Source organism: Deltaproteobacteria bacterium (assembly GCA_029210625.1).
Classification (GTDB): domain Bacteria; phylum Myxococcota; class Myxococcia; order SLRQ01; family SLRQ01; genus JARGFU01.
In genome coordinates, this window is record JARGFU010000011.1 from 155,484 (window position 1) to 176,289 (window position 20,806).

16 protein-coding genes are annotated in these 20,806 nt (G+C 73.0%); 4 read left to right on the plus strand and 12 right to left on the minus strand.

Translation table 11 applies throughout. The features are described 5' to 3' along the window. Positions 1-97: 97 nt before the first annotated feature. The 6 genes from P1V51_12340 to mraZ all read right to left on the minus strand — a co-directional run bounded on the left by P1V51_12340 (position 98) and on the right by mraZ (position 5,977). Positions 98-1,684: a UDP-N-acetylmuramoyl-L-alanyl-D-glutamate--2,6-diaminopimelate ligase gene (locus P1V51_12340; protein MDF1563828.1), complete on the minus strand. Its 1,587-nt coding sequence runs from the start codon at positions 1,682-1,684 to the stop codon at positions 98-100. Between the two features lies 1 nt (position 1,685). Beyond that, positions 1,686-3,710 (minus strand): penicillin-binding transpeptidase domain-containing protein, encoded by a 2,025-nt coding sequence (locus P1V51_12345; GenBank protein MDF1563829.1) that lies wholly within the window; start codon positions 3,708-3,710, stop codon positions 1,686-1,688. Beyond that, the gene (gene ftsL, locus P1V51_12350; protein MDF1563830.1) at positions 3,703-4,065 is read right to left on the minus strand and encodes a cell division protein FtsL; all 363 of its coding nucleotides are present in this window, start codon (positions 4,063-4,065) and stop codon (positions 3,703-3,705) included. Before ftsL ends, P1V51_12345 begins: the two co-directional genes overlap by 8 nt. After that, positions 4,058-5,029 carry a 16S rRNA (cytosine(1402)-N(4))-methyltransferase RsmH gene (rsmH, locus tag P1V51_12355; GenBank protein ID MDF1563831.1) on the minus strand — a complete coding sequence of 324 codons (972 nt, stop codon included), beginning with the start codon at positions 5,027-5,029 and terminating at the stop codon, positions 4,058-4,060. Before rsmH ends, ftsL begins: the two co-directional genes overlap by 8 nt. Positions 5,030-5,117: 88 nt before the next feature. Then, positions 5,118-5,519, minus strand: coding sequence for an STAS domain-containing protein (locus tag P1V51_12360; GenBank protein ID MDF1563832.1), 402 nt, complete (start codon positions 5,517-5,519; stop codon positions 5,118-5,120). A gap of 14 nt (positions 5,520-5,533) precedes the next feature. Continuing rightward, positions 5,534-5,977, minus strand: a complete 444-nt coding sequence (mraZ, locus tag P1V51_12365) for a division/cell wall cluster transcriptional repressor MraZ (protein MDF1563833.1) — start codon at positions 5,975-5,977, stop codon at positions 5,534-5,536. Positions 5,978-6,329: 352 nt separating this feature from the next. On the opposite strand from mraZ, the gene P1V51_12370 reads away from it, so the two are divergent. Then, positions 6,330-7,547: a hypothetical protein gene (locus P1V51_12370; protein ID MDF1563834.1), complete on the plus strand. Its 1,218-nt coding sequence runs from the start codon at positions 6,330-6,332 to the stop codon at positions 7,545-7,547. Here the strand turns inward: P1V51_12370 and P1V51_12375 are convergent. Both P1V51_12375 and P1V51_12380 read right to left on the minus strand, forming a co-directional pair. Next, a complete protein-coding gene (locus P1V51_12375) occupies positions 7,544-8,767 on the minus strand; it encodes an amidohydrolase family protein (GenBank protein ID MDF1563835.1) in 1,224 nt (407 codons plus the stop codon). The genes P1V51_12370 and P1V51_12375 overlap by 4 nt on opposite strands. Continuing rightward, positions 8,764-10,236 carry an amidohydrolase family protein gene (locus P1V51_12380; protein ID MDF1563836.1) on the minus strand — a complete coding sequence of 491 codons (1,473 nt, stop codon included), beginning with the start codon at positions 10,234-10,236 and terminating at the stop codon, positions 8,764-8,766. Before P1V51_12380 ends, P1V51_12375 begins: the two co-directional genes overlap by 4 nt. A gap of 57 nt (positions 10,237-10,293) precedes the next feature. Here P1V51_12380 and P1V51_12385 point away from each other — a divergent pair, with 57 nt between their 5' ends. Then, the gene (locus tag P1V51_12385) at positions 10,294-10,980 is read left to right on the plus strand and encodes a hypothetical protein (protein MDF1563837.1); all 687 of its coding nucleotides are present in this window, start codon (positions 10,294-10,296) and stop codon (positions 10,978-10,980) included. A 3-nt stretch (positions 10,981-10,983) separates the two neighbouring features. Here the strand turns inward: P1V51_12385 and P1V51_12390 are convergent, their stop codons facing one another. Next, a complete protein-coding gene (locus tag P1V51_12390; protein ID MDF1563838.1) occupies positions 10,984-16,083 on the minus strand; it encodes a lamin tail domain-containing protein in 5,100 nt (1,699 codons plus the stop codon). A 177-nt stretch (positions 16,084-16,260) separates the two neighbouring features. Between P1V51_12390 and P1V51_12395 the strand changes: the two genes are divergently transcribed. Continuing rightward, a complete protein-coding gene (locus P1V51_12395; protein MDF1563839.1) occupies positions 16,261-16,824 on the plus strand; it encodes a TlpA disulfide reductase family protein in 564 nt (187 codons plus the stop codon). Between the two features lie 122 nt (positions 16,825-16,946). Here P1V51_12395 and P1V51_12400 read toward each other — a convergent pair whose 3' ends face one another. Continuing rightward, positions 16,947-17,600: an HAD-IA family hydrolase gene (locus tag P1V51_12400; GenBank protein MDF1563840.1), complete on the minus strand. Its 654-nt coding sequence runs from the start codon at positions 17,598-17,600 to the stop codon at positions 16,947-16,949. A 77-nt stretch (positions 17,601-17,677) separates the two neighbouring features. Between P1V51_12400 and P1V51_12405 the strand changes: the two genes are divergently transcribed. After that, positions 17,678-18,637, plus strand: coding sequence for a phosphoribosylaminoimidazolesuccinocarboxamide synthase (locus tag P1V51_12405; protein MDF1563841.1), 960 nt, complete (start codon positions 17,678-17,680; stop codon positions 18,635-18,637). A gap of 3 nt (positions 18,638-18,640) precedes the next feature. On the opposite strand, the gene purB is transcribed toward P1V51_12405, so the two are convergent. Together purB and P1V51_12415 are read right to left on the minus strand one after the other, a co-directional pair. Continuing rightward, positions 18,641-19,948, minus strand: a complete 1,308-nt coding sequence (gene purB, locus P1V51_12410) for an adenylosuccinate lyase (protein MDF1563842.1) — start codon at positions 19,946-19,948, stop codon at positions 18,641-18,643. A gap of 35 nt (positions 19,949-19,983) precedes the next feature. Further along, positions 19,984-20,799: an MBL fold metallo-hydrolase gene (locus P1V51_12415; GenBank protein MDF1563843.1), complete on the minus strand. Its 816-nt coding sequence runs from the start codon at positions 20,797-20,799 to the stop codon at positions 19,984-19,986. Positions 20,800-20,806 lie beyond the last annotated feature (7 nt).

Sequence of the window (20,806 nt, forward strand, 5' to 3'; positions counted from 1 at the left end):
CGTTGCTTCCTGTTGCACCCCTGGGTGTCATCTCCTCGTTCGACTGCATGTGCACTTCGCGTTCCGGGCCCGGGATCTCGCGGATCCGCCCGGATCTTCAGCCCTCCGCGCCTCCTCCGCGTGTCCCCGGCGCCACAGGGCTGCGGCTCTCGGGGGCCACGGTGAGGAGGGCCGAGGCCGCCACCTTCGCGTCGTCGAAGGGGAGCTTCCGGTCTCCGATCAGCTGATAGGTCTCGTGCCCCTTGCCGGCGATGAGCAGGACGTCGCCCGGCCCGGCCAGGCCCGCGGCCTGCTCGATGGCGCGGCGGCGGTCGGCCTCGACCTGGTGCTCGCAGCCGACCGGCAGGCCCGGCAGGATCTCGGCGATGATCGCCTCGGGGTCCTCGCTGCGGGGGTTGTCGGAGGTGACGACCACCCGGTCGGCGCGCGCGGCGGCGGCGGCCATGAGGGGGCGCTTGCCCCGGTCCCGGTCGCCGCCGCAGCCGAAGACCACCACGATCCGGGCGGAGGGCGGCGAGAGGAGGCGCAGCCCCTCGATGACGCGGAGGAGGGCGTCGTCGGTGTGGGCGTAGTCGACGAAGGTGTGGCGGGGCGCGGTGCCGGCCCGGGGGTCGGCGACCCGCTGCAGGCGCCCGGGCGGGCCGGGGAACGCGGCGATGCCCTCGCGGATCTGCTCGCCGCTGATCCCCAGGGCCTCGGCGGTGGCGGCGGCCGAGAGGAGGTTGGCGAGGTTGTGGCGGCCGACCATCTCGGAGCGGATCGGCAGGGCGCCCGTGCGCGGCAGGTGGAGGGTGGCGCGGATGCCCTCGAGGCCGAGGCGGATCTCGGAGGCGAAGGCCGCCGCGCCCTCGGCGGGCTCGTCGGTCGCGCTGGTGCCGACGGGCTCGAGCCCGCGCTCGGCGAGCTCGGTGTGGAGGCGGCGGCCCCACTCACCGTCGAGGGAGACGACGGCGGCGGCCCCCGGCTCCAGGTGCTCGTGGAAGAGCCGCGCCTTGGCCTGGAAGTAGCTCTCGAGATCCGGGTGGTAGTCGAGGTGATCGCGGGAGAGGCCGGTGAAGACCGCGGCCCGGAAGCGGCAGCCCTCGACCCGGCGCTGATCCAGGGCGTGGGAGGAGACCTCGAGCACGGCCAGCTCGGTGCCCGCCTCGACCATCTCGGCCAGGAGGGGCTGGAGGATCTCGGGCCCCGGGGTGGTGTGGGTCGCGGGGCGCTCGATCCCGGCGAAGCGGAAGGCGACCGTCCCGACCAGCCCGCTGGGCCGACCCGCGGCCCGGGCGATGGACTCGAGGATCCAGCTGACCGTGGTCTTGCCGTTGGTGCCGGTGATGCCCACCAGGGGCAGGCGCTCGGCGGGGCGGCCCGCCAGGTTCGCCGCGGCCTCGGCCAGCGCCGCCCGGCCGTCCTCGACCCGCAGCACCGCGACCCCCTCGGCCTGATCGGGGGAGAGGGCCGGCGCCGCCTCCTCCCGCTCGAGGGCGAGGAGGGTGGCGCCGCGGGCGAGGGCGTCGGCGAGGAAGTCGTGGCCGTCGGCCTGGCTGCCGGGGACCGCGAAGAAGCCCACGCCGGGGCCGGCGGCCCGCGAGTCGGTGGTCACCTTCCCGATCTCCAGGCCAGCGAGGACGGAGCCCTCCGCCCCGGCCAGCCGCCGGTGCTCGATTCCCTGCATGAGATCGGGGAGCAGCACGTCAGCCTCGGGGTGCAAGCACGAGCTCCACGGGGGTGCCCGGTCCGGCCACGGTGCCCGGAAGGGGGTTCTGGTTCAGGACGATGCCCGAGCCGCTGGGGCGCGGCTCGAGCTTGCGCTCGGCCAGGAGGTCGATGGCCCGCAGCAGATCCATCCCCCGGGCGTCGGGCACGAGGGTCTTGCCCTCGGGCGGCGCGACCAGGCCCATGGGCAGGAGCGCGGTCATGGTCTCGGGGGCCTCCTCGGCGGGCTCCGGGGCGGCCTCGGCCACCGCCGGGAGGGGCTCGGTGGCCGGCACGCCGAGGTAGCGCAGGCTGTCCTCGGCGATCTCGCGGAAGGCCGGGCCGGCGACGACGCCGCCGTACTTCACGCCCTGCGGCTCGTCGATGACCACCAGGATGGTCAGGCGCGGCGCCTTCGAGGGGACGAAGCCGACGAAGGAGCCCACCCGGGCGTCGGGGGAGTAGCCGCCGATCAGGGGGTCGGGCTTCTGGGAGGTGCCGGTCTTGCCCGCGACCGTGAAGCCGGGCACCGCGGCCCGCGGGCCGGTGCCGCCGGGCCGGGCGACGTCCTCCATCATCCGGGTCAGGGCCTGGGTGGTGGCCTCGGAGAAGACCCGGCGCTCGAGGCGCGGGCCGCTCTCGATGACCTCGCCGTCGGCGGTCTCGATCCGCGAGACCAGGTAGGGCCGGAAGTAGTTGCCGCCGTTGGCGACCACCGAGGCCGCCGTCACCACCTGCAGGGGGGTGACCGCCGGGCCCTGGCCGAAGGACATGGTCGCCAGCTCGACCGGGCCGATCTTCCCGCGCTGGAACATGATGCCGGTCTGCTCGCCGGGGAGCTCGATCCCGCTGCGCCGGCCGAAGCCGAGGGACTCGAGGGTGTCGAGGAGGCGGTCGGGCCCGAGCATCGCGCCGATCTTCGCCGCGCCGATGTTCGAGGAGGTCGAGAGGATCTCGGAGACGGTGAGGGTCTTCTCGGGGTGGCTGTCGTGGATCGTCCGGCCGGCGAGCCGCATCGCCCCGCCCTCGGTGTCGATGACCGTGCGCGGTCCCACCAGGCCCGCCTCGAGGGCCGCGCCGAGGGTGAAGATCTTGAAGGTGGAGCCCGGCTCGTAGACGTCGGTGATGGTCCGGTTCCGGCGGCTGTCGCGGCTCGAGGCGCCGGCGTCGTTGGGGTTGTAGGTGGGGTAGCTGGCCATCGCCAGGAGCGCGCCGGTCTGCGGATCCATCACCAGGGCCATGCCCGCCTTGGCCTCGGCCTCCTTCACCGCCCGCTGCAGCGCCCGCTCGGTGATCCACTGGATGGTGCGATCGAGGGTGAGGGTCACCCTGCCGACCGAGGCGGTGGCCTCGTCGAAGGGATCGTCCTGGAGCAGGCGGCGGCCCCGGGCGTCCCGCAGCGCCGAGGCCGAGGCGCGCTGGCCGCGGAGGCGCCCGTCGAGGGAGAGCTCGAGCCCCTCGAGGCCCTTGCCGTCGATCCCGACGAAGCCCAGGACCTGCGCGGCCAGCTCCCGGTGAGGCGCGAAGCGCCGCGACTCGCCGACCAGGCGAACGCCCGGCAGCCCGAGGGCCTCGACGGCGCGGGCCTCGGCCGGCGGGATGCGCCGCTTCACCCAGGAGAAGTAGCGCCCCTTCGAGAGGCGCGCCTCGACCCGGGAGGGATCGAGGTGGAGCGCCCGGGCCAGCTGGCGGGCCGCGGCCGGGAGGTCGGGGAGCTTGCTCGGATCGACCGCCACCGACTCGACGTCCACCGAGAGGGCGAGGGCCTCGCCGTTGCGATCCTCGATCCGGGCACGCTGGTTCTGGACCACGACCTCGCGCAGCGTCTGGCTGCGCGCCATCTCGGAGAGGCGCTCGTGCTGGAGGACCTGCAGGTCCACCGCCCGCCAGGCCAGGGCGATCAGGCCGAGGCTCAGCACGACCCCCACGATCGCGACCCTCGCCCGCATCCAGGAGAGGGCCACCCGGTTGTCGGCCTTCTTCCGCCCGTCCCTGGAGCGGCTCTTCCCGGCGGGCCTAGCCATCCCCTCGGGCCTCGACGGCCGCCGGGGTGTCGCGGCGGGCGACCTTGGTGGGCGCGTTCGCCGGCTCGCGCACGACGGTGACCTCGCTGGCGCCCGGGGCGCGCATGCCCAGCTCCTGGCGGGCGATGCGCTCGATCCGGGCCGGCGCCTCGAGGGTCGCGACCTCCAGGTGCAGGCGCTCGTTCTCTCGCTGGAGGACCCGCTGCTCGCTGGTGGCCTGGGAGATGGCGTAGCCGATCCGCAGCCCCTCGATCCGCAGCCAGGTGTGGAAGAGGCCGGCCGCCGAGAAGGAGGCGACGATGAGGATCGCCGCGATCACCGGCAGGAGCTCGATGCGGCGCCGGGGCTCAGACATCGCTCACCTCCAGCCACTCGAGGGCGCGCAGGTGGGCCGAGCGGGCCCGGGGGTTGCGGGCGATCTCGTCCGCGTCGGGCTCGAGGCCCTTGCGGGTGAGCAGGCGGCCGCGGGCGACCTTGCCGCAGGCGCAGACCGGGAAGTCGGGGGGGCAGGTGCAGCCCCGGGCCAGCTCCCGCAGGGCCTGCTTCACCGGCCGGTCCTCGAGGGAGTGGAAGGAGAGGAAGGCCGCCCGCCCGCCGGTGCGCAGCACCGAGGGGAGGCTCGCCAGGAGGGCCTCGAGCTCGGCGAGCTCGTCGTTGACCCAGATCCGCAGGGCCTGGAAGGTGCGGGTGGCCGGGTGGATCCGGCGGCCCCGCTTGCCCCCGGAGCGCCCGGGGGGCACGAGGCCGGCGACGAGCTCGGCGAGGCGCCGGGTGCCGGTGAGCTCACCCTCCTCGAGGGCGGCGAGGATGGCCCGGGCGATCTTCCGGGAGGCCTTCTCGTCGCCGTAGCGCCAGAGCACGCCGGCCAGGGTGTCGGTGTCGACCGCGGCGAGGCGCTCGGCGAGGGAGGCGCTGCGGGTCTGGTCCATCCGCATGTCGAGGGGCCCGTTCTCCTGGAAGGAGAAGCCGCGGGCGGCGACGTCGAGCTGCGGGGAGGAGACCCCCAGGTCGGCGAAGAGGGCGTCGACCCGCCCTCCCCGTCCGGCGAGGATCGCCCCGGCCTCGGAGAAGGGGGCGTGCACGAGGGTGAGGCGGGGCTCGTCACCGAAGCGGGCGCGGGCCGCCTCGATCGCGTCGCGATCGCGATCGAGGGCGATGACCTCGGCGCCGGTGGCCAGGAGCAGGGCGGTGTGCCCGCCGCGGCCGAGGGTGCAGTCGAGGGCGCGCTTGCCCGGGCCGAGGACCGGCTCGAGCAGCGCGCGCACCTCGGCCTCCATCACCGGATGGTGTCCGTGAGGTGCGTTTGCGCTCGATGCCATCAGCTCGGTTACAGCAACAGCGGGCATGTCTCGATCAAGTGAGAGAAAGGCGCCCCGGATCGGTCCACACCCGGAGACGCCCACCGGTTCAGTTCATCTGCGGGACCCAGCTTCCACTCGCGCCGGCAACAAGATCGTAGGAGCGTTGCATTCGCTGTGCGCCGTGCGCCACGCAAGCGAGCTCCGGGGTGTCGAAGATCTGGAAGAGCTCGTCGACACCGGTGAAGCGCAGGATCTTCTCGAGGTAGCCCGAGAGCCCCGCCAGGAAGAGCGCGCCGCCGCTGCGGTGCAGCCGGCCCGCGCGCTCCACCAGGACCCCGAGGGTCATGTAGTTGATGTGATCGACCTCGGTGAGATCGAGGACGAAGCGCGTCTGACCCTGGCGCAGGCTCTCCGAGATGACGTTCTTCACGCGCACCATCTCGGAGTGGTTGATGTCGCCCTCGGGGGTGATGACCACCACACCAGTTCGGGTCTCGATTCTCGGCATGAGCTTTCCTCGCTTCAGATCTCGAGGTCGAGATCGGCGATGGCGGCCTGAACCTCGGCCGGGTCGAAGGACTGCGCGTCGGGAGTCCACTTGTCGCGGGCCCAGAGCTCGATGAAGGAGAGCTGGCCCACGAAGACGATCTCGCGCTCGAAGCCCGCGTAGGACCGGAGCGGAGGGGGGATGAGGATGCGGCCGTGGCGGTCGGCCGAGATCTCGTGGGCCCGGCCGATCAGGGCGCGCTTGACGGTCCGGACCCGCTGGTCCATCGAGGGCAGGGCGGCGAGCTTGCGCTCGAGCTCCTCCCAGGCCTGCAGGGGGTAGAGCAGGAGGCAGGCGTCGAGGCCTGCGGTCGCCACCAGCCGGTCCGATCCCCCCGTCGAGAGCTGCTCTCGGAAGGACGCCGGGAGGCTGGTCCGCCCCTTCGGGTCGATGGCGTGCTCGAATTCCCCCCTGAACATGCGGAATTCCTTGACCTCTTTGCTCCCCGGGAGGCGCTCACCGCTCCGCTCCCGATCCCATCTATGACACTTGATCCCACTTCATACCACTCTAGGCCGCGATACTGCCCGCGGGGGGGGACCCGGTCAAGCTTTTTTCCAAGTTTTTCCGGGCGTTTGCGCCTCTCGAACAGGATCACCACGGGTTGGGGTCCCGTGATACAGGTTCCACAATATGTAGTGCCACAAGATGTAGGGAGATACCCGATGGTGCGTACCCTCTCCGACACCTGAATGGGTCATTTAACCCATTTTCGGGTCTCCGGCGTCCCGGCGCTTGACCCGGCCCCGGGGGATGATGACCATGCCGCCCATGGACGAGCTTCCGGTCGCTCTGCTCACGGCTCGCGCTCGCGCCAGCGAGGCGGCCCCCGAGCCCTTCGATCTGGAGGCGGCCGAGGGTCTGCGCCGGGTGCTGGGGGACCTCTTCCTCGAGACCCGCCCCCTCCTCCTGCGCCTGCCGGCACGGGGGAGCATCGAGCCCTCCCTGAAGACGGTCCTGGAGGAGGCCCTGGGCCGGGTGGCCCGCTCCTACGAGGCCCTCTGCGCCCACCGCGAGGAGAGCCCCTCCCTCCTGCCGGTGCTGCAGGCCCTGAAGCGCTCGCTGGAGCTGGAGGCCCGGGCGCTGGAGGCCGGGCTGGCCGGTGACCGGAGCGCGGCCCTCGAGCACGAGGCCGGGGCCCGGGAGCTGCTCGAGCGGGCCCGCAGCGGCTCCGAGGCCGAGGCCGGCGAGCCCGCCCGCTCGGTCGTCTTCGACCGGGTCACCGGGCGCTCCCGCTACGACGCCAGCGAGGAGCCGGATCTCACCTACCCCCTGCGCTGCCCGCAGGAGAGCTGCGGCGAGCCCGGCCGCTACCCCCTCGCCGCCTCGGTCTCCACTCACCGGCTGACCTGCCGGGCCTGCGAGCTGCCGATGACCGCCTACGTCGGGGTGGTCGAGTCGGCGAAGGCCGAGCGCAGCACCCAGTCCACCGCGCACGAGGTGCGGACCAGCGACTTCGACGGCACCGGCCGCACCCTGCGCTTCGAGGAGGCGTCGGGTCCGGCGCCCCTCGAGCTGGGCGAGAAGGACCTGGTCGTCGTCCTCTACGACGACGACGATCGCCTCTGCATCGTGAAGAACATGACCCGGGGCGGCGAGGTCTGGGTGGCCCCCCGCTCCCGCTGCTTCGTCGTCGCCGCGGCCACCTCCCCCGACGCCCCCGAGGTGCGCACCCTGCGCGCCTTCCGCGAGGCCCGCCTGCGCCCCCACCCCGCCGGCCGCGCCCTCATCGCCCTCTACGAGCGCCTGGCGCCCCCCGCCGCCCTCTGGATCCGCCGCGGCCCCCGCCGCCGCGCCCTCGCCCGCCACCTCGTCCGCGCCGCCGCCCACCTCGCCCGGCGGCGGTGTGACTCACCGGCAAGGCCGCGCCGGGAGGGGAGCGTCCCCCGGCCGGGCAGCTCCCCCTCGGCCCGCGGTGGCCGCGAGGGAAGCGCGCGCGTTTTCGGGCGAAGCCCGAAGAGGTGCCCGAAAGCGAAGGGTTCGCGTTAGCGGGCGAGGTAGCGTTCGGCGAGGTCGAGCTGGCGGGTGCGGAGGGAGCGCTCGCGGCCGTCGATGAGGACGGTCTCGGCGACGGTGGAGAGCTCGAGGGGGTCGCCACTCCAGACGACGAGGGTGGCGCGCTTGCCGGGAGAGAGGGAGCCGAGCTCGGCGCCCTTGCCCATCAGCTCGGCGGGCGTGAGGGTGATGGCCCGCAGGGCCTCGGCCCGGGGCAGGCCCTGAGCGACGGCGAGGCCGGCCTCCTGGCGCAGGCGGCCGGGCGCCATGGTCCAGCCCGCGCCGGTGATCACCAGCCGCACCCCGGCCGCGTGGAGGCGGGTCGCCGCGTCGTCCACGGCCTTGAGGGTCTCGAAGCGGGTCGGCCGCTGCTGGCTCGGCCGCAGGATCACCGGCACCCCGGCCGCCTTCAGCTCGGCCGCCACCCGCCAGGCCTCGGCCCCGCCGGTGATCACCAGCCGGAGCTTCTCCTCCCGGGCGAGGTCCAGGGCGGCGAGGATGTCGCTGGCCCGGTCGGCCTCCAGCACCAGGGGCAGCGCTCCCGCGAGCACCGGGAGGAGGGCCCGCAGGTGCAGGGGGGAGAGGGAGAGGGGACGCGAGGCGCCGCGCTCGAAGGCCTTGCGATCCTTGCCGTAGGCCCGGGCGTCCTCGAAGTGCTGGCGCAGGCGCAGCCAGACCCCGCCCCGGCTGCCCCCGACCGAGGCGGCCGCGCCCTCCCCCACCGCGCCGAAGGCGGCCGCGGGCCGGGTGGGATCGGGGCGGTCGGCGAGCTCACCGCTCAGGTCGACCCACACGCCCTCGCCGTGGAGCAGGGCGCCGGTGGGCCGGATCACGGTCCCGGTGATCCCCTCGCTGCGCGCCAGGGGGATGCGCATGCTCTCCGGGTTGAAGGCCGGCGCCACCCGGAAGCCCGGCGCCGCGACCTCCCCGCCGAGGGCGTGGTCGCTGGTGCTCTGCACCGCCGAGACCTCCGAGAGGCCGAAGAGGGAGTGCACCTCCACCAGGCCCGGGGTGATCGTCTTTCCCGAGACGTCGATCCGCCGCGTGCCCTCGGGGAGCGCCAGGCGCGGACCCACGGCGACGATCTTCCCGTCCCGCAGGAGCACCGTGGCGCGCTCGTGGACGGTGCCGTCGCCCACCTCCACCCGGGCGCCCACCAGGGCGCAGGGGTCGGCGAGGCAGAGCAGGGGCGCGGCGACCAGGAGCCAGCTCATCTCGCCCCCTGACCCAGCTCGAAGTCCGAGGCCGGAGAGGTGGAGGGCGCCGCCCGATCGTGGAGCTTGCGCCCACCGACCCAGACCTGGTCGACGCGGGTGTAGACGCTGAAGGGATCGCCGCTCCAGACCACCAGGTCCGCGAGCTTGCCCACCTCGAGGGTGCCGACCCGATCCTCGAGCCCGAGGACCCAGGCGGGGTTGGCGGTGATCCAGCGCAGCACCCGGTCCTCGTCGAAGCGCAGCCCGATGCGGCGGCCGGCGGTCGCGGCCTTGGCCGCCTCCTGGTTCAGGTAGCGGATCTCCGAGGCCGAGTCGCTGTGGAGCACGGCGAGGGCGCCGGCGTCCTCGAGCAGGGCGAGGTTCTGGGGCACTCCGTCGAGCGCCTCCATCTTGAAGCCCCACCAGTCGGTCCAGGTCGCCGCCGCGACCTTCTCCCGGGCGAGGCGGTGGCGCAGCTTGTAGGCGCCGGTGGCGTGGTGGAAGGCCCGGACCTCGAAGCCGAACTCGGCGGCCAGATCCAGCTGCTTCTCCATCTCGTCGGCGCGATAGCAGTGGTTCTGGACCAGGATCCGGCCCTCGAGGACCTCGACCAGGGTCTCGAGGCCGAGGTTGCGCGGCGGCGGATCCGGCGGGCTCTTGCCCTTGGGCTCCCCCTCGCGCCGCCAGGTCTCGAGCTCGAGGCGGTAGCGCGCGAGCTTGCGCTGGTACTCCCGGGCCCGCTGGAAGAGCGCCCGCAGCCGCGCGGTGTTGCCCATCCGGGTCTTCGGCCCACCCTTGTTGCCGTAGGTGACCTTGGGGTTCTCGCCGCAGGCCATCTTCAGGCCCTGGGGCGCGCCCGGGAAGCGCATCGCGCGCGCCGAGGTCGGCCCCGGCTCGAGGCGCAAGACGAAGCTCCGCCCGCCGACCAGGTTCGCCGAGCCCGGCAGGACCTGCACGGTGGTGACCCCACCCTGCAGCGCCCGCTCGAGGTCGGGATCCTGGGGCCAGAAGCCGTGCTCGGCCCAGACCTCGGGGGTCGTCGGGCTCACCATCTCGTTCCCGTCGGCGTTCGCCTCGACCCCGGGGCTCGGGTAGACGCCGAGGTGCGAGTGCACGTCGATGAGGCCCGGGGTGATCACCCGCCCCGAGAGGTCGATCACCTCGACGCCCTCGGGCAGCGCGCCGGGCCCCTCGCCCACCGCCGCGATGCGCCCCTCCTCGAGCAGGAGGTGGCCCCGCTCGAAGATCTCCCCGGCGGCGGTGAGGATCCGGGCGCCGCGCAGGAGCACCTTCCCCTTCGCCAGGCGCAGCGCGGGATCGGCCGGCGCCGCCCGATCCTCGAAGACCGGGAGGGGCTCGACCCCCGGGGTGGCGCCCTCCGGCGGGGCCGCCTCGGGGGTGGAGGCACAGGCAAGGGAGAGGAGCAGCGGAAGCAGGAGGGCCGTCTCCCTCGCGCGCCGCCGCCTCGCTCTGCGCTCCCCGCTCATCCGATCCGATCTCCTATCACCAAAGCCACCCTCGCGGCGGCGTGGTAGAGAGTCACCATGCGCCGGCCCCTCGCCAGCCTCCTCCTCCTCACCCTCCTCGGGACACCGACCCTCGCCCTCGCCGCACCGGTGGACCGCGCGCTGGTGCTCCAGCGGGGCGGCGCGAAGGTGGAGACCCCGCTGGGCGAGGCGGTCCGCTACCGGCTGGAGGGCGCCCCGGAGGGGGGCACCCTGGTGACGCTGGAGCAGACGGAGGATCACCGCCTCGTCGTCTCCTCCGCCGGGCTCGAGGGCAACGCCCGGATCGTGCTGGCCACCGACCGGCAGTTTGCCGTCTGGTCGGTGAGGGTGGAGGGCGAGGCGCTGCTGCCGAGCCCCGAGGCCGAGGCCGCGGCCCGGGCCGCCTGCCCGGACCTCGAGCTCGACGCCGCTCGCCTCTCGGCCTCGGTGAAGGACGCCCCCTGCCTCGAGGCCCTCCTGCCCCTGACCGCCCTGCGCGAGGCCTCCGGCGTCCGCCTCTCCTGGAACGAGGCCGGCCTGCGCGCGCAGCTCTCCCGCTACGAGCAGGCCCTCGCCGCCCTCCCCGACGCCGCCTCCCTGCGGCTGCGCTACGTCGGCGCCGAGCTGCGGGTGGAGGGCGTGCTCACGAACGCCGCCTCCCTCGACGCCCTGCGCCTCGCGCTCTTCGACGCCAGCGCGGGGCCGCTGCGCCTGGATCTCTCGAAGCTCGAGCTGGCCCGCTGACCTTCAGCGGCGCCGGCGACCGAAGAGCGCGAGGCCGAGGAGGAAGAGGAGCCCCAGGGCTCCGCCGGGCGTGGTCCCCGCCGGGCTGCTGCAGCTGCAGCCGCCCTCGCCGGCGTTCGGATCGCCGTCGATCGGGGTGCCCGCCTCGACGATGTTCACCAGGCCCAGGCCGATGGCGATCTCGGTGCCGGTGGTGACGGTGACGTCCCGCGGGCCCAGCTCGGCGAGGGGCGAGGCCCGCACCCGGGCCCGCAGCTCCTCGGCGCTCACCACGGTGAGCTCGGCGATGGCGGTGCCCTCTCCGAAGTCGACGATCGAGAGGTCGGCGTCGAAGGAGGTGCGGTCGCCCAGGAGGGTCACCTCCACCGTCTCGCCCTGCGGGATCGAGGCGGGGGTGGCGGTGAGGATGCTCGCCCGCCCCTCGACCCGGAAGCCGTCGGCGGCGACGAGATCGCCGGCGTCGCTGGTGCGCACGATGACGTCGCGCGGCCCGGCCGCGGCGGTGAGGTCGACGATGAGGTTGGCGGTGATCGAGCGCAGGTCGGCGGCGAGCTGCAGGCCGCCGACCGTGATCCCCGGCCCGAAGTCCAGGGCGTCGCTGGTGCCCGCGATGAGGGCCCCGGAGATGACCACCGTGACCACCAGGCCCTCGCCCTGGACGGCGTGGTCCGGGAAGATCGCGTCGATCTGCGCCTTGGGCAGGACATCGAAGAGGCCGAAGCCCTGCGCGGTCTGGCCCTGGGTGATCACGGTGACGTCCCGCAGCCCCAGCCGCGCCAGGGGCTCGATGGTGAGGGTGGCGGTGCAGGTGGTGGCGGCCGGGCAGGCCACGTTGCTGACGGTGATGCCGTCACCGAAGACGGCGCCGCTGCCCGAGCCCCAGCTCGTGTTCACGCCGGTGAGGGTCACGTCCACCACGTCCTCGCGGCGGGCGGACGCCGGGCTCACCGACGCGACCCGGGAGAGGGCGTTGACGGTGAAGCCGTCGGCGAGGGTCAGGGTCTGGCCGCCGGTGGTCACGACCACGTCGCGCAGCCCCGGGGGGGCGTCGAGATCGAGGTTGACCTCGGCGACGAAGCGCAGGGTGCCGGCGACGCTCAGGTTCGAGACGTTGGCGCCGGCGCCCAGATCCAGGGTGACGTCTCCCTCGACGAAGCTGGTCCCCTGGCCCTCGACCTCGATGATCACCAGGTCGCCCTGCACGCCGCTGGCGGGGGTGATCCGCCGCAGGCGCGGCTGCAGGAGGACGGTGAAGGCGTCCAGGGCGATGGCCTGCTCCCCGCCGGTGGTCACGGTCACGTCACGCAGGCCGGGCGCGGCCTTTCCGCTCACGGCGATGCTGGCGGTGAGCACCGTCGCGGAGGTGACGGTCACCGTGGTCACCCCGATCCCGGGGCCGAAGTCGACCGCGGTGATCCCGGGGGCGAAGTGGGTCGCGAGCCCGACGACGGCCACGTCGAGGACGTCACCGGTGGCGGCGGCGTCCGGCGTGACGCTGATGATCTCGGGCGCCTGGATCACCTCGAAGAGGCCGGCGCCCGCGGCGATCTCGGTGCCGGTGAAGACGGTCACGTCCCGCACCCCCGGGGGGGCGTCGATGGCGATGGCCAGCTCGACGGTGAGCGCGGTCGGCCCGGCGGCGCTCTGGCCGACCACCGCCACGCCGGTGCCGAAGCTGGCGAAGGAGCCGGCGTCGAAGCTGGTGTTCACGCCGCCGAGGTCCACCGAGAGGCGCGTGCCCTGGACGCCGCTGCCCGGGCTCACGCTGCTCACGTAGGGCAGCGGATCCACCGTGAAGAGGGCGGTGCCCACCGCCACGGTGCCGCCGGTGTCGACCACCACGTCCCGGCTGCCGAGGGCGGCCGCCGGATCCACGACGAGGTCGGCGGTGAGGCGGCTGGGCGAGGTGACCGAGAGATTGGAGACGGCGATCCCGGGTCCCAGGTCGAGGGTGCTCACGCCGCCGGTGAAGGCGGTGTTGGCGCCCATCACCTCGAGGGTGAGGCTCTGCCCCTGGGTCGCCCGGGGCGGGCTGACCGCGCTGATGTAGGCCAGGGCGGTCACCCGGAGCCCGCCGGTGGCCAGGGCGACCTCGCTGCCGGTCGTGCAGAGGACGTCGCGCAGCCCCAGGGGCGCGTTGCCCGCCACGTCGAGGGTGAGGGTGAGGGAGGTCGGGCTCGTCACCGAGACGTTGGAGACCGACAGCCCGAGGTCGGAGAAGGAGACCGTGGTGGTCGCGTCCCAGCTCGTGTACTCGCCCGTGAGCGCCAGGGAGAGGCCGCTGGCCCCCTGCTGCACGCTGGCCGGGGTGATGCCGGTGACCCGCGGGCGGCCGACGACCTCGAAGGCGCTCGGGAGCCCGGCGAGCTCGGTGCCGGTCGTCACCGCGACGTCCCGGCTGCCCGGGCTCGCGGCCGGATCGATGGCGATCTGGGCCACCGCGGAGGCGGGCCCGTTCACGGTGAGCGAGCGGACGGTGACCCCCGCGCCGAAGCTGGCGGTGGAGATGCCGGCCAGCCAGCTGGTGTTGATCCCCTCGAGGGTGACGTAGAGGGTGTCGCCCTGGAAGGCGGTGGCCGGGGTGACGGTGACGATCGCCGGCCGGGGCAGCACCTCGAAGACGGGCGCGGCGCTGGGCGCCACCTCGGCGCCGGTGGTGACCGTGACGCCCCGCGGCCCGAGGGTGGCGAAGGGGCCGATGTCGAGGGTGGCGGTGAGGGTGGTCGCGCCGAGCGCCGAGACGTTCGAGACCGTGATGTCGGGACCGAAGTCGACCGAGGGCGCGGCCGCCAGGAAGTCGGTGTAGAGGCCGCTGAGCGTGACCCCCAGCGTCTGGCCCTGGTTGCCGGTGGCCGGGTTCACCGCCTCCACCCGCGGCAAGGGGCGGACCTCCAGCAGGCCGGTCCCCACCGCCGACTCGGAGAAGGCCGCGGTGGAGACCCGCACGTCCCAGAGACCCGGGGTCGCGTTGAGGAGGAAGGTGACGGTCACCTGCAGGCTGGTGAGGCTGGTGACGCTGATCGCCTCGATGGCGTAGCCGGTGCCGTCGCCGAGGAGCACCTGCGAGTCGCCGGCGGTGAAGTGGGTGTTCACGCCGGTGAGATCGAGCACCACCGAGGTGTCGCCCTGGAAGACGCTGGCCGGGCTGACCACCGTGAGCAGGGGCAAGGGCAGGGTCACCCGGAAGCCGCCGGGCAAGGTCCCCTGGTAGCCGCCGGGGTTGGTCACCCGGACGTCGCGCAGGGAGACGGGCGCGGTGGGGTCGATGTCGATCACGACCTCGATCTGGTTCTCCGAGATCACGGTGGTGGACCAGTAGGTGATGCCCGCGTCGGTGATGGTCACCGTGGCGGTGGGGGCGAAGTTGCGCCCGTCGATGGTGAGGGTGACCCCGGTGGTCCCCTGCTCGGCGGAGGGCGGGCTGACCGAGGTGAGGATGGGGATGGCCTGGAGGCCGCCGGTCTCGGGGCCCTCGCCCAGGTCGCTCACCTGCGCGGTGGGCAGGCGGTCGGATGTCTCGAAGGCCTCGACGAAGCGCTCGTTGAGCGCCCCGCCCTGCTCGTCGCCCTGATCGGCCCGCTCGACCCGGTAGACGCTCTCCCCGGTGGCGGGCGCGTAGGGCAGCGCGTGGGTCAGGTCCGAGGCCGGCGGCTGGCTGCCCCAGGCCACGGCGTCCACCAGGAGCCCCACCTCGTCCCGCAGGTAGACGCGGCCGCCGCTGTCGAGGAGCTCGAAGCTCCCTGCGCTCTCCACCACCGGCCAGGCGGTGGTCGCCCCGGGGGCGATGGCGAAGTCGGGATCGACCCCGTGGGTGCTGCGGAAGAGATCGGCGTCCCGGGCCAGGACCACCGAGGCCGCCGGGACGAAGATCAGATCGGGCTGCCCGGCCACCGGATCGGGCAGGGTGAGGGTGGCGGTGCCGTCGGAGAGGGTCCAGCCGTCGAGGGAGACGAAGGTGCCGGTGGGGTTGAAGAGCTCCAGCCACTCCCCGGCGGTGCCGCCGCCGGTGGGCGCGGGCAGCAGCTCGGAGATCACGACCTCGGTGGCCGGCACGATCGCGTGCGCGGTCACGGTGAAGGCCGCGGCCACCGTGTCGCCGTAGCCGCTCGGCTGGCTGACCGTGACGTCCCGGGCGCCCGGGGTGGCCGAGGGGCGCAGGTCGATCACGACCCGGATCGCCTCGGAGGAGACCCACTGGGACTGCCGGACCAGGATGCCGGTGCCGCCGAAGGAGACGGTCGCGCCCGGCTCGAAGGCCTCACCCTGCACGATCAGCTCGACGCCGCCGGTGCCGGCCGCCGCCGAGGAGACGGTGAGGGCGCTGATGTAGGGGAAGCGGATCAGCCCGCCGGTGGTCGGGCCGGCGTGGGCGTAGAGGGAGATGTCCGGATCGCAGTTGCTCACGCCGGCGGTGAAGGTCGCCGTGCGGACGTGGGTCCACAGCCCGCCGGAGGAGGTGCCGTCGTGGGCATCGGCGACGTCGAGGGGCAGCACCTCGCTGACCTCTCCGGCGGGCTCGTCGCCCTCCTGCGCCGGATCGGTCCGGATGGCGCTCTTGAAGGCCGCGGAGGTGGAGAGCAGCGGCGTCTGCAGCGCGTTGCTGTCGGTCCCGCAGGGTGAGCTGCTGCTGGACTTCTGGCAGCCCCAGCCGACGGCGTCGACGACGGTGCCGGTCCCGTCGCGCAGGATCACCTGATCGTCGGTATTGGAGAGCAGGAAGGCCTGGGTCGTCTGGGGCTCGAGGCCCGCCGCCGTGCTCGCGCCGACGATCATGGCGAAGTCGGGCTGGAAGCAGTGGTTGGCGGCGAAGGTGCTCGCGCGCTGGGCGAGGACCACCGACCCGCCGGGCATGATCCCGAAGTTCGGGCCCAGGTGGGTGGAGACGATCTTGAGCATCCCCTCGTTGTCGCCGTCGTCGATCGTCCAGCCGTCGATGACCACGGCGGAGGCCGTGGGGTTGTGGAGCTCGATCCACTCGTTGTCGTTGCTGTCGTTGTAGAAGACCTCGGAGATCACCACGCCGTCCGCCGGCTTGGCCGCCAGCGCGGGCAGGAGGTAGGTCAGGGCGAGGCTGGCCACGAGTAGGGCTCGGATCGGCTGCATGGGCTTCTTCCCTCCGGGACGCCGGACCCCGGCTCCGCTGGCCGATCGGGCGCCCCGTTCCAAGCTATCAACGTCCCCTCAGTCTGTCCCCCGATCCGCGACCTTACGAGCACGGGGACGCGCCGGGGGAATCCTTTCGGGTAAGCTGACGCTCCGACCCCGGGAAACACCAAGACGATGAAGAAGCTCACACCGGACCAGTGGATGGGAGTCATCCTCGCCCTGATGGCAGTGGGCATCCTCGCCCTCTCGGTCCTCGACATGCGGGGCGGCAGCGCCGCGGGCCTGCGGGTGGCCGAGGGCGAGCCGATGCTGGCCCTCGAGGGACCGGACCTCGAGGGCGAGACCCTCCGCTTCGCCGCCGGCGACAGCGGGGGCAAGGTCCTGCTGATCGACTTCTGGGCCACCTGGTGTCCCCCCTGCGTCGCCGAGATGCCGATCCTGGCCTCCATCCACCGGGAGCTGCAGGCCGAGGGGGTCGAGGTGATCGCCGTGAACGCCGACACCGCCGGCGGCCGGGAGGGCCAGGCCCGGCTGGTGCGCGGGTTCCTGAAGCAGCAGCAGATCGATCTGCCCGTCCTCCTCGACGACGGCCGCAACCAGGCCGTCTACGGGATCCGCTCCTTCCCGACCCTCATCGTCGTGGGGGTGGACGGAAAGGTGAGCAAGATCTTCGGGGGGCTGACCTCGCGGGATCACCTGCTGAAGGCGATCGAGCGGGCGAAGATGCCGGCCAGCTGACGCGGATCGTCGACGTACACGTCCACGTCCACGTACACGGATTCTCCCTCGGGCCCAGGACCCATCCGTGCATCCCCAGGAAAGACCGTGGACGTGGAGGTGTACGTGAACGTGTACGGAGGTCAGCCCGGGATCAGCTGCAGCAGCTCGGAGGGCTGATGCAGGAGACGATCCGGCCCCGACACCTCGATCGCCCCCTCCTCGGCCAGACCCCAGGTCACCGCCACCGACTGGCAACCAGCGGCCTTCGCCACCTCCACGTCGATGGGCATATCCCCCACATAGATCGCCCTCCCCGGCTCGACCCCCATCCTCCCGAGCAGGTTCAGCAGCCCCACCGGATCGGGCTTGAGGGAGCCGGCGTCGTCGGGCCCCATCACGAAGCGGAAGGCCCCATCCCAGCCGAGCCCTTCGATGATCCGCCGGGCCATCTCGCCGGGCTTGTTGGTGAGCACCGCCAGCGGCACCGCCGCCGAGAGCTCCTCGACGACCTCCCTCAGCCCCTCGAAGGGGCGGGTGTGATCGAGGAGGTGCTCCAGATAGTGGGCGCGGAAGGCCCCGATCACCCGATCGAGGGAGGCCTCGTCCCAGTCGTTCTCGGGCATCAGGACCTTCACCAGGTGACGGGCGCCGTGGCCCACCGAGGCGATCACCGCGTCGAAGTCGGGGACGGGCAGCTCGAGCTCCTCGAAGGCCACCTGCACCGAGAGCGCCAGATCCTGGCGGCTGTCCACCAGGGTTCCATCGAGGTCGAAGAGGATCGCATCCACGCTCATGGGTCTGCTCTATACGCTCCTGGCCCCGGGGAGGTAGGGTCCCCTGGCTTTTTCGATCCCGTGGAGGAGGACCGACCATGTCGCTGCGAGCCGCACTGGAAGCCCAGATCCCTCACACCCTCGAGAACACCGAGCTGCCGGGCCTCGGCCCCGTCGAGCGCGGCAAGGTGCGGGACATCTACCGCAGGGACGATCAGCTGATCCTGGTCGCCTCGGATCGCCTCTCGGCCTTCGACCGGGTGCTGACGACGGTCCCCTTCAAGGGAGAGCTCCTCACCCGCACGGCGACCTACTGGTTCGAGCAGACCGCCGACATCGTCCCCAACCACATCGTGTCGATCCCCGATCCTTCGGTGATGGTCGTGCGGCGCTGCGAGCCGATCCCGGTCGAGATCATCGTCCGCGGCTACATCACCGGCTCCCTCTGGCGCGACTACCAGGACGGCAGCGCCGCGGCCTACGGCCTCGACTTCCCCGCCGATCTGCGCCGCGACCAGGCCTTCCCCGAGGCCATCCTCACCCCGACCACCAAGGCCGAGCGAGGGGAGCACGACCTGCCGATCTCCCGGGAGGAGATCCTCTCCCGCGGGCTGGTCGACGAGGCCCTCTACGCCGAGGCCGAGAGCGTGGCCCTGAAGCTCTTCGCCCGGGGCGTGGAGCTGGCGGCGAAGCGCGGGCTGATCCTGGTCGACACCAAGTACGAGTTCGGCCTCCTCGACGGCAAGGTCGTGCTGATGGACGAGATCCACACCCCCGACTCCAGCCGCTACTGGGTCGCGGAGGGCTACGCCGAGCGCTTCGAGGCCGGCGAGGCCCAGCAGATGCTGGACAAGGAGAACATCCGGCAGTGGCTGATCCAGACCCACGGCTACAAGGGGGACGGCCCGATCCCGGAGATCCCCGCCGAGGTGCGAGCGGACCTGGCCCAGAAGTACGTGACGGCCTACGAGACCCTCACCGGCCGGAGCTTCGACGCGAAGCCCGGCAACGTCCACGCGCGGATCGAGAAGAACCTCGCCGAGGCCGGCCTGCTCTAGCTCCTACTCGCCGAAGACGCGGGCGAAGATGTCGTCGACGTGCCCGAGCTGCCGCTCGAGGTCGAAGGCGGCCTCGATCTCCCGCTCGGAGAGGTACTCGAGGATCTCGGGGTCGGCCTGCACCGAGTCCAGCAGCGGCACGCCGCGATCCCACCAGGCCATGGCGTTGCGCTGCACCATGACGTAGGCCTCCTGACGCTTGAGCCCCTTCTTGGCCAGGGCGAGGAGGAGGGTCTGGGAGAAGACCATCCCGCCGGTGGACTCGAGGTTCTTCATCATCCGATCGGGGTGGACGACGAGGTCGCTCATCAGGCGCAGGAGGCGGTGGAGGGCGAAGTCGAGCACGATCGTCGCGTCGGGGGCGATGACCCGCTCGACCGAGGAGTGCGAGATGTCGCGCTGGTGCCAGAGGGCGACGTTCTCGAGGGCCGCGCCCGCGTAGGAGCGCAGGAGCCGCGCCAGCCCGGTGAGGTTCTCGGAGAGGATCGGGTTGCGCTTGTGGGGCATCGCCGAGGAGCCCTTCTGGCCCTTGCGGAAGGGCTCCTGGGCCTCGCCCACCTCGGTGCGCTGCAGGTGGCGAATCTCCACCGCGACCCGCTCGATGCTCGAGCCGATGCCGGCGAGGGCCGAGAAGAGCTCGGCGTGTCGATCGCGAGCCACGACCTGGGTGGCGGCGGGCTCACCGACCAGGCCCAGCTCGCGGCAGACGTGATCCTCCACCGCCGGAGAGAGGTGGGCGAAGGTGCCCACCGCGCCGCTGACCTTGCCCACGGCGATGTGGGCGCGCGCGCCCTTCAGGCGCATCCGGTGACGCCGGAACTCCTCGTAGAAGCCCGCCACCACCAGGCCGAAGGTGGTCGGCTCGGCGTGGATGCCATGCGAGCGCCCGATCATCGGCGTCATCCGGTGGGCCTTGGCCAGCCGCTCCAGGGCCTCGAGGACCAGATCGAGGTCGGCGAGGAGCAGGTCCGCCGCCCGGCAGAGCTGCACCGCGAACGCGGTGTCGAGGACGTCGGAGGAGGTCATGCCGAGGTGGAGCCAGCGGCTCTCCTCGCCGATCTGCTCCTCGACGTAGGTGAGGAAGGCGATGACGTCGTGGCGGGTCGTCTCCTCGATCTCGAAGATGCGGGCGACCGCGGCGTCGTCGAAGGTGGGGCGCCGCTCGACGCAGGCCCGGTAGTCCGCCTCGGGCACCTCACCCAGCCCCACCATGGCCTCGGTGGCCAGCCGCTCGACCTCGAACCACAGCTCGAAGCGGGCCGCGTCGGTCCAGAGCCTCTTCATCTCCTCGCGGGAGTAGCGCTCGATCATCTCGTCTCTCCTCTCCGGCTCACCCTAGGAGGCGCTCAGCCGAAGGACAGGGGGAGCCCCAGCTGGCCCCCCCGGGGAATCTCCAGGTCGACCCGCTCGCCGGGCGCACCTTGCCGGGCCACGGTCAGCGTGGGCCGCCCCCGCGCCCCGACCACCGAGCGGGCCGCCGAGAGGGCGTGCTCGGGCAGGTTGTTGGTCTCGGAGAGGTGGGCCAGGGTCACCTGCTGCAGGCCGGGGTGGAGGAGCCGGGCGAGGAGCGCGGCGCCCTCGGCGTTGGAGAGGTGCCCCAGGTCGCTGCGGATCCTGCGCTTGAGCGGCTCGGGGTAGGGGCCGTAGAGGAGCATCTCCTCGTCGTGGTTCATCTCCAGCACCAGCCCGGTGAGCCCGGAGAAGGCGCGGATCAACCCCTCGCTCGGCAGGCCGAGGTCGGTGATCACCCCGAGGGAGGCCCCGGCGACCTCGAGGCGCACGGCGAAGGAGCCGGGCGCGTCGTGGAGGGTGGGCACCGTCTGCACGGTCAGGTCACCCAGGGCGAAGCGCCCCTCGCGGGGGACCTCGACCAGCGAGGCCTCGGGAGGCGAGCCGGGCAGCCGGGCGAGAGTCTCGACCGTGCCGTGGATCCTCAGGCCGTGCTTGCGCGCGAGGACGGCGGCCCCCGCCACGTGATCGCCGTGGCCGTGGGTGCAGATCACGGCGCTCACCTCGGCGAGGGACTCCCCGATGGCCTCGAGGCGGCGGCGGATCGCGAGCGCCGAGAGGCCGCAGTCGACCAGCACGGCGGTGTCCCCCGCGCGCACCCAGGTGCAGTTCCCCTTCGAGCCCGAGGCCAGGACGGCATAGGCGATCGCCATGGCGCAC

Bases quoted from the DNA above. Each gene is read 5' to 3' on its own strand.
- P1V51_12345 (MDF1563829.1), bottom strand. From the start codon at position 3,710: ATGGCTAGGCCCGCCGGGAAGAGCCGCTCCAGGGACGGGCGGAAGAAG.
- ftsL (MDF1563830.1), bottom strand. From the start codon at position 4,065: ATGTCTGAGCCCCGGCGCCGCATCGAGCTCCTGCCGGTGATCGCGGCG.
- rsmH (MDF1563831.1), bottom strand. From the start codon at position 5,029: ATGGCATCGAGCGCAAACGCACCTCACGGACACCATCCGGTGATGGAG.
- P1V51_12360 (MDF1563832.1), bottom strand. From the start codon at position 5,519: ATGCCGAGAATCGAGACCCGAACTGGTGTGGTGGTCATCACCCCCGAG.
- mraZ (MDF1563833.1), bottom strand. From the start codon at position 5,977: ATGTTCAGGGGGGAATTCGAGCACGCCATCGACCCGAAGGGGCGGACC.
- P1V51_12370 (MDF1563834.1), top strand. From the start codon at position 6,330: ATGGACGAGCTTCCGGTCGCTCTGCTCACGGCTCGCGCTCGCGCCAGC.
- P1V51_12375 (MDF1563835.1), bottom strand. From the start codon at position 8,767: ATGAGCTGGCTCCTGGTCGCCGCGCCCCTGCTCTGCCTCGCCGACCCC.
- P1V51_12380 (MDF1563836.1), bottom strand. From the start codon at position 10,236: ATGAGCGGGGAGCGCAGAGCGAGGCGGCGGCGCGCGAGGGAGACGGCC.
- P1V51_12385 (MDF1563837.1), top strand. From the start codon at position 10,294: ATGCGCCGGCCCCTCGCCAGCCTCCTCCTCCTCACCCTCCTCGGGACA.
- P1V51_12390 (MDF1563838.1), bottom strand. From the start codon at position 16,083: ATGCAGCCGATCCGAGCCCTACTCGTGGCCAGCCTCGCCCTGACCTAC.
- P1V51_12395 (MDF1563839.1), top strand. From the start codon at position 16,261: ATGAAGAAGCTCACACCGGACCAGTGGATGGGAGTCATCCTCGCCCTG.
- P1V51_12400 (MDF1563840.1), bottom strand. From the start codon at position 17,600: ATGAGCGTGGATGCGATCCTCTTCGACCTCGATGGAACCCTGGTGGAC.
- P1V51_12405 (MDF1563841.1), top strand. From the start codon at position 17,678: ATGTCGCTGCGAGCCGCACTGGAAGCCCAGATCCCTCACACCCTCGAG.
- purB (MDF1563842.1), bottom strand. From the start codon at position 19,948: ATGATCGAGCGCTACTCCCGCGAGGAGATGAAGAGGCTCTGGACCGAC.
- P1V51_12415 (MDF1563843.1), bottom strand. From the start codon at position 20,799: ATGGCGATCGCCTATGCCGTCCTGGCCTCGGGCTCGAAGGGGAACTGC.